This window comes from Candidatus Syntrophosphaera sp. (assembly GCA_019429425.1).
GTDB lineage: Bacteria > Cloacimonadota > Cloacimonadia > Cloacimonadales > Cloacimonadaceae > Syntrophosphaera.
The window spans coordinates 1-10,177 of record JAHYIU010000085.1; the positions used below are offsets into that span (position 1 = coordinate 1).

At 55.7% G+C, this 10,177-nt stretch carries 10 protein-coding genes; 4 read left to right on the top strand and 6 right to left on the bottom strand.

The window, feature by feature from the left end; all coding sequences use genetic code 11:
* Positions 1-312: glutamine--tRNA ligase (locus tag K0B87_08195; protein ID MBW6514720.1), on the bottom strand; the 312-nt coding region annotated here is incomplete at its 3' end.
* 230 nt (positions 313-542) lie between these two features.
* Positions 543-1,493, bottom strand: a complete 951-nt coding sequence (locus K0B87_08200) for a YitT family protein (protein MBW6514721.1) — start codon at positions 1,491-1,493, stop codon at positions 543-545.
* 128 nt (positions 1,494-1,621) lie between these two features.
* Between K0B87_08200 and K0B87_08205 the strand changes: the two genes are divergently transcribed.
* Genes K0B87_08205 through K0B87_08220 form a run of 4 tightly spaced genes read left to right on the top strand, consistent with a single transcriptional unit; the run spans position 1,622 to position 6,946 of the window.
* A complete protein-coding gene (locus tag K0B87_08205) occupies positions 1,622-3,283 on the top strand; it encodes a nucleoside kinase (GenBank protein MBW6514722.1) in 1,662 nt (553 codons plus the stop codon).
* A gap of 2 nt (positions 3,284-3,285) precedes the next feature.
* Positions 3,286-5,181: a DNA mismatch repair endonuclease MutL gene (mutL, locus tag K0B87_08210; protein ID MBW6514723.1), complete on the top strand. Its 1,896-nt coding sequence runs from the start codon at positions 3,286-3,288 to the stop codon at positions 5,179-5,181.
* Positions 5,178-6,092, top strand: a complete 915-nt coding sequence (miaA, locus tag K0B87_08215; protein MBW6514724.1) for a tRNA (adenosine(37)-N6)-dimethylallyltransferase MiaA — start codon at positions 5,178-5,180, stop codon at positions 6,090-6,092. Before mutL ends, miaA begins: the two co-directional genes overlap by 4 nt.
* 23 nt (positions 6,093-6,115) lie before the next feature.
* A complete protein-coding gene (locus tag K0B87_08220; GenBank protein MBW6514725.1) occupies positions 6,116-6,946 on the top strand; it encodes a peptidylprolyl isomerase in 831 nt (276 codons plus the stop codon).
* Here K0B87_08220 and K0B87_08225 read toward each other — a convergent pair.
* From K0B87_08225 to K0B87_08240, 4 genes are all read right to left on the bottom strand, one after another.
* Positions 6,943-7,692 carry an ATP-binding cassette domain-containing protein gene (locus K0B87_08225; GenBank protein ID MBW6514726.1) on the bottom strand — a complete coding sequence of 250 codons (750 nt, stop codon included), beginning with the start codon at positions 7,690-7,692 and terminating at the stop codon, positions 6,943-6,945. The genes K0B87_08220 and K0B87_08225 overlap by 4 nt on opposite strands.
* Complete coding sequence (locus tag K0B87_08230) at positions 7,692-8,675, bottom strand: ABC transporter substrate-binding protein (GenBank protein MBW6514727.1); 984 nt, start codon at positions 8,673-8,675, stop codon at positions 7,692-7,694. Before K0B87_08230 ends, K0B87_08225 begins: the two co-directional genes overlap by 1 nt.
* 29 nt (positions 8,676-8,704) lie before the next feature.
* On the bottom strand, positions 8,705-9,700 hold the full coding sequence (locus tag K0B87_08235; protein MBW6514728.1) for a tyrosine recombinase: 996 nt from the start codon (positions 9,698-9,700) through the stop codon (positions 8,705-8,707).
* Positions 9,600-10,177: IMP dehydrogenase (locus tag K0B87_08240; protein MBW6514729.1), on the bottom strand; the 578-nt coding region annotated here is incomplete at its 5' end. The genes K0B87_08235 and K0B87_08240, both read right to left, overlap by 101 nt.

Below are 10,177 nucleotides of genomic sequence, written 5' to 3' on the forward strand. Positions count from 1 at the left end.
GGAGGCGTAAAAAAGCTTGTCCTGCCAGTCGAAGCCGAGCCAGCGGATGTCCGCGATGATCGAATCGACGTATTCGACGTCCTCTTTGATGGGATTGGTGTCGTCGAAGCGGAGATGGCAGATCCCGCCGTAATCCCTGGCCAGGCCGAAGTTCAGGCAGATCGATTTGGCATGCCCGATGTGCAGATAGCCGTTCGGCTCAGGCGGAAAGCGGGTCACGACCTTGCTGTGCTTGCCGGTCTCGAGGTCCCGGTCGATGATCGTGCGGATGAAATTGGATACCGCGGGTTTGTCGCTAATTTCGTTTGCCATGTGCGTTTACCTTTATCCTGTAAAAACTGACGCCCATTTTCTGCGCCCGCTCTTCAAGTCAAGCGATATCGTCTATCCCAACTGCCAGGCTCCCGCAGTTTGGCCCTTAAGCCTGATTCACCCGCCCCCCGTATGCCTCCCGCTGAGTTCCCGCCAAACGGGCGGGTGGTCGGCGGGAGGCGTCCAAGAGGCGGACGGGCTGGTTCTCAGGGCGGAACAAGGTATGGATATTATCCGCTGAGGTTGATGTCCCGGCTGCGGAATCCGTAGCCCAGGACGTCGTGGACGTCGGTGACGATCATGAAGGCTTCCGGGTCGATGTCCTTGACGATGTCGGTCAATTGCGGCACCTGGCGGCGGTTGAGGACGCAGAAGAGGATGTCGACCTCCTTCTTTTCATATCCGCCGTAACCCTTGAAGAAGGTTACTCCGCGCTCCAGCTCCTTATAGATGTCTTCCTTGATCTCGTTCACCTCGGGGGAGATCACGTAGACCCCTTTGGTGTAGGGCAATCCTTCCGAGGCGAGGTCGGTGATCTTGGTGGAGATGAAGAGGTTGATGTAGCCCCAGATGAGGATCTTGGGATCTTTGAGGAAGATGGCGACCGCGAGGATGATCCCCGTTTCCACGATGTAATAGCCCGTTCCGATTGACAGGCCGGCCTTTTGTTTGATCAGGGCGACGGGGATGTCCGTGCCGCCAGTGGAACCGCGGGACCTGAAGATCAGGCCCAGCCCCAATCCGAGGACCACCGATCCGGCGATTGCGGAAAGGAGCAGGTCTTCCGGCCCCAGATAGGCGTGGATCTGCCTGCCCTGGAAGACATGGGTGTGCTGGGAGAGGTCCATCCAGCCCCATCCGGCCAGGGTTTTGATGTTCACCAGGTCTGTGAATGCCGATGAGGCCAGCATTCCGAAGATGGATTTGGCGCCGAAGGTTTTGCCGATGAAGACGAAGCCGATGATGAACAGCGGGATGTTGATGATGATCATGGACACCCCGTTGGGGATGCCAAAATAGTAATTGATGATCTGGGATAGCCCGCCCACCCCGCCGGGGGCCATATTGTAAGGCAGCAGGAACCAGGAATATCCGATCGCCAGGAGCAGCGCCCCAAAGAGGATCCCCGCCAGGTATCTGGCCTCTCTGAGGACAAGGCGTTTTCCGGTTAGCTTCTTCATTGTTTCATCTCCTAATGACTTGACGAATAAACAGGCTCCATAATCTTGGTTCTTTCCCTTTGGCAGCGGTTGAAAGCGAACCGCGGGCCTGATCAGGGACCAGAACAGCAAAATAAAGGAAACCATAAATGACCATCGACCTGAGATTAGACGGCAACGAACATAGCACGATCGAGCTGGAAAAACCCAAACCGATCCGTGAGATCCTGCGCGATACAGACATCGAGGCGGATAAGGTCTTGTCCTACAAAATTGACCACGTGCAATATGTCAATGACGAATATGTCCCGGCCCACAACAGCATGGTGGATTGCATCACCTACAACCATCGCGAGGGCAGCCGGATCTATCATGATTCGGTGATCTTCATCCTGGCCAAGGCGGTCCATTCGCTTTTGGGCAACCAGCATTCGCTGGTGATCGAGCACTCCATCGGCGACGGGGTCTTCTGCGAGGTGTTTGGAGCCCAGAACTGGACCGAGCAGGATTGCGCGCGGGTCAAGGAGGAGATGCTCAAAATTGTGGCCAACGACCTGCCGATCAACAAGATCACCGTCAAAACCAGCGAAGCGATCGATATCTTCAGCGCTATGGGGCGCAAGGACATCAACAAAAACCTCAAATACAACTACCGCGAGGAAGTGGCAGTCTACCGCTGCGGCAAATACTACGACTATTTCCTGAGGCCCCTGGCGGACCGCACGGGCATGGTGCGCGAGTTCGATATCGTCTATCAGGCCCCGGGCTTCATCTTGCGCTTTCCCAGCGGCCGGGAATGCCGGCTGGCCTCCCCGTTCGTGTTTCCCCACAAGCTTTTCCAACTGCACCAGGAACACGACAAATGGCTGGACATCCTGCGCGTGCACAATATCATCGACATCAACAAACTGACGGATAACTACGACATCTCGGAATTCATCCTCGTGGAAGAGGCCTTGCACGAGAAAAAGATCGCGGAGATCGCCGCCGACATTGTCACCAGATCCGAAGTGAAGCTGGTCCTGATCGCGGGACCATCCTCATCGGGCAAAACCACTTTCGCCAAAAGGCTTTCCATCCAGCTTCAGGCCAGCAAAGCCAAACCCATAGTGATCGGCCTTGATGACTACTTTATCAACCGGGACATAACGGTACGCAAAGAGAACGGGGAGTTTGACTTCGAATCCATCCACGCACTGGACCTGGATTTTCTGAATCTGCAACTGACCCAGCTTTTGGACGGGGAAGAGGTCGAACTCCCGCGCTACGATTTCACCCGCGGCCTCAGGCGCAGGAGCAACAGGATCATCAGGCTCAGGGACGACAATGTGATCATCATGGAAGGCATCCACGGGCTGAATGACCAGCTCACGGTTTCAATTCCGGCTTCCCGCAAGGCCAAGATCTATGTCAGCGCGCTCAACCAGCTCAACATCGACAACCACAACCGCATAGCAACAACGGATTGCCGGCTGCTGCGCAGGATCATCCGCGACCACCAATACCGGGGCTATTCAGCTCCGGAAACGATGCAAAGGTGGTCGGACGTCCGCGAAGGCGAGGAACAGAACATCTTTCCCTATCAGGAAAATGCCGATTACATGTTCAACAGCAGCCTGACCTTCGAACTGGGGGTTCTGCGCAAACACGCCTGGAAGCTGCTAAGCTCCGTTCCACGCAACTCCTCATCCTACATGGAGGCGCAAAGGCTGCTGGCCTTGCTGGCGCACGTAAACGACATCCCGGACACCCTCGTGCCCTACAACTCGATAATCCGCGAATTCACCAACGGCTCCATCTTCCGGTACTGACAATGAACAGGATCCACATTCTGGCAGACGACGTGCGCAACAAGATCGCGGCAGGCGAGGTGATCGAACGACCCGCCTCGGTGGTCAAGGAGCTGGTGGAAAACTCCATCGACGCAGGTGCGACGGCGATCACGGTGGCAGTCGAAAACGGGGGTAAGGACCTGATCCAGGTGAGCGACAACGGACAGGGCATGAGCCCGGATGACGCGCTGCTTTCCTTTGAACGCCATGCCACCAGCAAGATCAAGACCGTGGGGGACATTATCCACATCGGAACTCTGGGTTTCCGGGGCGAAGCCCTTTCCAGCATCGCCAGCGTGAGCAATCTGACCCTGATCACCAGAACCGGGGACACCGAGGTCGCCACCCAGGTCGACTTTGATTTTGGCCGGCTGGTCAACGTTGGCCAAACCTCCGCCAACCAGGGAACCAACATCACGGTGCGGGGCCTGTTCAAGGCCCTGCCAGCCCGCAGGAAATTTCTGCGCAGCGCCCAGGCGGAACTGCGCCATATCCTCAAATACATCCATTACCAGGCCGTGCTGTATCCCGGGATCAGCTTCAAACTGTTTGTGGACGGGAATCAAAAGCTGTCCTTCATCGCCTCTGAAAGCAGGCAGGAAAGGATGGGGGAGGTTTTCGGCTCGGGCTTCTTCACTGACGATATCATTCCCATTGCCGCGGAGAATGAGGGCTATCGCCTGGAGGGATACATCTTTGGCCTGGAAGACCGCAGCGACAAGTTGGTGGACATGCAGTACAGCTTCATCAACGGGCGCTTTATCCCGGACAAAACGATCAAGCACGCCATCAAAAGCGCCTATGAGCCTTTCATCCTCAAAACCCGCGTCTGGCAAAAAGGCAGCACTCCACCCTATGTTCTGTTCCTCACCATTCCAGCCGAGCAGATCGACGTGAATGTGCATCCGGCCAAGCAGGAAGTGCGTTTCCGGGAACAGCAGAAGGTCCATTCTCTGGTGTTTTTGACCCTCACGGACGCGCTGAAGAACTACGAGCATGAGAAATTCGCCAGTGCCAGCCAGAAGTTCCACCACGCTTCACAAGTTGGCAAGGCCAGTCCGGCCGAGCAATCCATATTCCGCAGCAGGGTGGACATCCCCAAATTTTCCGAGTATAAAAAGGAATTCGGCAATCTCTACCAGGATGAGCTGTTCAAGAGCGAGGAGGAACGCCCCAAAAGGATCGAGGTCCCGGTGGTGGACCAGGAAAAGAAAGAGCGGGAAGAGCAGCTTGAGATCGCGGACGACCTGCCCAACGCGTCCTTCAGCTACCGGCTCCTGCTCAAGAATGAAGAAGATTACATCAATCCCTGGCAGCTGCACAACACCTACATCTTCATCCAGGTTGAGGACGGCCTGGTGGTGATCGACCAGCATGCCGCGCATGAACGGATCATCTATGAAAAGCTGCTGCAGCGAACCCAGGGCGCCCCGCCCGTGCGGCAAAAACTGATCATTCCGCTGGTGATCGACATTCCGCCGATAATTGCCTCCGAGATCAGGGACCTGGTGGAGGAGAACCTGCAACTTCTGGAAAAAACAGGGTTCGTGATGAAAAAATTCAGCGGAAATTCGCTGGTGATCGAGGAAATTCCCGCCGAATTGGATGACTGGCAGGGCGGCAAGATCTTCATCGAGATCCTCAAGCAACTGGAAACGGAGCTGGAAACGAACACCGATTTCCGGGATTCCCTGGCCAAATCCATCGCCTGCAAAGCGGCGATCAAAGCCGGCAAGCGGCTCACCCGCAAGGAAATGCTGAACCTGATCAATCAGCTCTTCGCCTGCCAGATGCCCTATTTTTGCCCGCACGGCAGGCCCCTGATCCTGAAAATGCCCCTGAGCGATTTCGAGAAGAAATTCAAACGCCAGGTATGATCCCCCTGATCACGATCGAAGGGCCGACCGCTTCCGGGAAAACCGCGCTGGCAATAGAACTGGCGCGGGAGCTTGGTTCGCAGATCATCTCTGCCGATTCGCGGCAGGTTTACCGGCATCTGGACATCGGGACGGCCAAGCCTTCGGAAGAGGAGCTCAAAGCTGTTCCGCACCATCTGATCGGCATCATCGACCCTGATGAGGGCTACAACGCCGGCAGATTCCGCGCAGACGCGGGTAAGATGATCCAGGAACTTCACTCCCAGGGTGTTGTGCCGATAGTCTGCGGCGGGACCGGGCTCTATGTCTCGGCGTTGCTCAAAGGCCTGTTTCCCCAGTTGGAGATTCCTACCGCGATCCGGGAAAGACTGGCCCGACGCTGTGCCGATGAGGGTTTGGCAGTGCTCTATGCAGAGTTGCGAAAGATCGACCCCCTCTTTGCAGCAGGGATCAGCCCCAATGACAAACAGCGCATCCAAAGGGGCCTGGAAGTGTATCTGGCCACCGGGACCCCCATCAGCGAACACTGGCGCAACCAGGCGCCCAAACAGGAATACGGGGCTTTCCGCATTCTGATCGATCCGCCGCGTGAGGATATTTACGCAAGGATCAACCTCCGCATCAGGGCCATGGCCGACCGGGGCTGGCTGGATGAGATCAGGCGCTTGCTGGCTTTGGGATACGACGCGACTGCACCCGGACTTAACAGCCTCGGCTACAAGGAATTGCTGCCGCATCTGCTGCAGGGCAGGGAACTTGATGAGTGCCTGCTTCTGGCTGCCCAACACACCAGGAATTATGCCAAACGCCAGTGCACCTGGTACCGCAAATGCAAGTTTGATTTGACATTGCGCTCAAACGCGTGTATTATATCTGAAGTGATGGGCCTGATCAAGGCCCATATCCACTGAATACTATCACTGATGAGGAAAACATGCATCTGGTCGCAAGAGTTTTTGACCTTGACATCACCGAAGAAGAGGTTCTGGGCGAAAGCCGTGAACTGATCGGGCAAGAAACGTCCCTGGCCCAGATACATGCGTTGAACCGGCTCATAGACAGGTGTCTGCTCCTGCATGAGGCTCTTGTTTCAGGGGTTTCGGCCACCGAGGAGGAGTTTGACAGCGCACTGCTGGAAACCCTGGAGGAGATGGACATCGCTCCATTAAACGCAATGCAGACCCGCGCGATGGAAGAGCGGATACGCCGGCGCATCATCATCCGCAAATACGTACAGCAAGTGTGCGCCAAAGACATACTCATCGCTGACGACAAGCTCTTCGCCTTCTATGAGGACCAAAAAGAGGTCCTCTTTGCCTCAGAGATCATTCATGCCTCGCACATCCTCATCCAGGCCAGCGAACCGGAAGCGGAGCAGAAAGCAAAGGAACTGCGGGCCAGGATCAAGGACGCGGAAGACTTCTGGTCCTTGTGCAAAGATCATTCCCAATGTCCCAGCGGCTGCCGCTTGGGAGACTTGGGCTGGTTTCCCCGGGGCAGGATGATCAAGGAAATCGAGGATGTGGCCTTCTCACTCAAACCAGGCCAGGTCAGCGAAGTTTTCCGTTCCAGGTACGGATATCATATCCTGATGGTGACCGACAAGAAGATCCAGCAATCAGTGCCCTTCGAAGATATCAGGGACAGCCTCAAATCCCATCTGATCCAGTTGGAGCGGGAGTTTTTCCTCATCCGGCATCTGAACCAACTCCGCGAAAATTACCGGGACCAGATCCAGATCCTGGACGAAAACTACAACAGCTAAGGCCTAGCCTGCCCCACCAACCCGAGGATCTTGTTCTTCAGGTCTGTTTTGGCTGTTTCATCCCCATACAGAGACCTGTCGACCTCAAAGGAGGCAATGAACTTTCCCGGAGCGCTTTGCATTACCTGGATCACATCTCCCAAACTTATTGCCTCGCTTATGTCATGGGTAACAAGTATGATGCTGAGCTTTAAATCACATGAGATAACTTTAAGCCATTCTTGCAGTTGAATTCTGGTGATGGCATCCAGACTGGCAAAGGGCTCGTCCAGGAGCAGGAGCCGGGCGTTGGCCATGTAGGTGCGCAGAAAGGCCGCCCGTTGGCGCAGCCCTCCGGAAAGCTGGTAGGGCAGGTGTCCGGCGTGCTCTTCCAAACCGAAAACCGGCAGCAATCCAGCGATCTTGGCCCTGGCAGCCTTGATGTTTTCCTGTTTGACCCGCACCGGCAGAAGCACGTTTTCCACCACATTGAGCCAGGGGAAAAGCAGATCGTCCTGGGGCATGTAGCCCAGATAACCGCACTTTCCGGTGATCGGTTTCTCCTGATAAAAGATCTCACCCTTCTCCGGCCTGGTGATCCCGGCCAGAAGCTCCAGGAAGGTGCTCTTGCCGCATCCGCTGCTGCCGACCACGCAAACGAAGCTTTCCGGCGCCATCTGGAAGTCCAGACCGTCCAGGATCAAGCGGGGTTTGCCAGCCAGCAGAAAGGACTTGGAGAGCGAGACGGTCCTCAGGATCGGGAGCATCAGGGCAAAAACTCGCTGGTATAAAGATCGGAGGCCTTGACTGGGGTCTTTATGATCTGCCGGGAGTACATCCAATCGGCGAAACGCTGCCAAACCTCATGCTCCTGATGGCCCCATTGAGGGGCGTCCGCCCTGAACTCATCCTTCAGGTAATCCAGGCTGGCCAAAACAAGCTCTTCATCCAGCTCAGGCACCGCTTTGGTCAGCATGGCCGCTGCTTTGTCCGGATGGGCAATGCAGTATTCATAGCCCTCGGAAACAGCGCTCAGGAACGCGCGGACCAATTCCGGTTCTGAATTGATAAGCAGGTCATTGGCGATGATGACCGGAGTGTAGAAATCGAACAGTGGATCCATCTCGCGGATAGGCAAATAATTGATCTCTATGCGTTTAAGCTTCGCCTGGACTCCGTCCCAGCCATAGTAGATCCATTCGAAATCGACGTCCTTGCCGATCGTGGAGAAAAAATCGTAAACTCCTGAGATGACCTTGACCCGGGAGAAATCCGCATCAGCGGAGCGCATCACCTGCCTGAGGATCTCCAGTTCGGAAGGCCAGCCGGAGCTGCCGTAGGTCTTGCCTTCAAAGTCTTTGGCGGAGAGTATGTTATCCTCAAGCAAAGACGCAAAGCCGGAGGTGTTGTGTTGGATGATGGCGGCGATGGATTTGATCGGAATGTTCTCCGAACGGGCGATGGTCACGCTTTCCTGATAGCTGATGCCAAACTCAGCCTGGCCGGCGGCAACGATCTTTTCGGCGGTGTTCTCACCCGGTTGGATGATCTGGACGTCCAGTCCGGCTGCTTTGAAATAACCTTGCTCCTGGGCGACATAAATCCCAGAATGATTGGTGTTGGGGGTCCAGTCCAGCACCACGCGGACCTTTTTGAGGGCTTTCGCGCCTTCCTGCTTCTGCTTGCAGGCAGTGATTCCCATCAACAGCAGGATCGAGGTCAAGGTAAATAGAAACATTCTATTTATCATGTTTTACTCCCATTATGTTAAACCAATGCTTACGCTCTTGGATGGTACAATCTATGTGTTTCAATCAGATAGCGTGTGTCGACATGAGTATAGATCTGGGTGGTGTTGAGGCTGGAATGCCCCAACAACACCTGCACGATGCGCAGATTGACGCCTCCCTCCAAAAGGTGGGTGGCAAAGGAATGGCGAAAGGTGTGGGGCGTGATCTCCTGTTTGATCCCGGCTTCCAGGGTGATCTTGCGCAGGATCTTCCAAAAGCCCATCCGGGAGAGTTTTTGCCCTCTGTTGTTCAGAAAGAGCACATCGGACTGCTGGAATTGAAGCAAGGCTGGGCGCAGCTGGCCCAGATAGGCTTGCAGCAATGACGCGACGCTGTCCACAAAAGGGACGAAGCGCTGTTTGGAGCCTTTCCCACGCACCAGGATGACCTGTTCCCCGAAGTTCAGGTCGTGCGTGGTGAGGTTAAGCAGTTCCGAGATCCTCATCCCCGTGCAGTAGAGCAGTTCCAGCATCGCCTTGTTCCGTTTTTCCAGCACAGTTTCGCTTGGGAGCCCATCCAGCAGGCCGAGCATCGCCTCGATCGTCAAAAAATCAGGTAGATGCTGGCTGAGCTTGATCTTGGGCACCTGGTCGAAATCCACGTTGGCAGCGATGTCGTTGTCCGCCAGAAAGGAGAAAAACTGTTTGAGCGCCACGCGTTTACGGGCAATTGAAGTGTTGACCAGACCGATCGAGACCAGTTCGGCCAGATAGGCAGTGAGGTCCTGGGCTGAATAGCTTGCAATATCGCTGGTTTTCCAGAACAGGAAATCCAGGATGTCCCGCTTGTAGCTTTCAACGCTGTTGGCGGCCAGGCCTTTTTCCACCTTGATGTGGTAGACGAAGCTGTTCACCAGGCCGGTCAGGCCGGGGTCAAGCGTTGGCTCAGTCCCTGGCCTGGTAATTGGGTGACTCTTTGGTGATGTTGACATCATGCGGATGCGATTCCTTGAGTCCGGCTCCGCTGATCTCGATGAATTCAGCATTGTCACGCAGGGCCTTGAGGTTTTCAGCGCCGCAATAACCCATGCCGGAGCGCAATCCGCCGGTCAGTTGGTAGATGAAATCCTTGATCGGCCCCTTGTAAGGCACCATGCCCTCGATCCCCTCGGCCACAAGCTTGTTCTCATCCGCGCTTTCCTGGAAATAGCGTTCCCGGCTGCCCAGTTTCATCGCCCCAATGGAGCCCATGCCCCGGTAGCTTTTGAATCTGCGCCCGTTATAGATGATGTATTCCCCGGGGCTTTCATCCGTGCCGGCCAGCAGCGAGCCGATCATCACGGCATCCGCGCCTCCGGCCAGGGCTTTCACGATATCGCCGGAGTATTTGATCCCGCCATCGGCAATGAGCGGAATTCCCGCTTTGGCGGCGATCTCGGCGCAATCCATGATCGCGCTGAGCTGGGGCACACCGATCCCGGCAATGACGCGGGTGGTGCAGATGGAACCTGGCCCGATGCCGA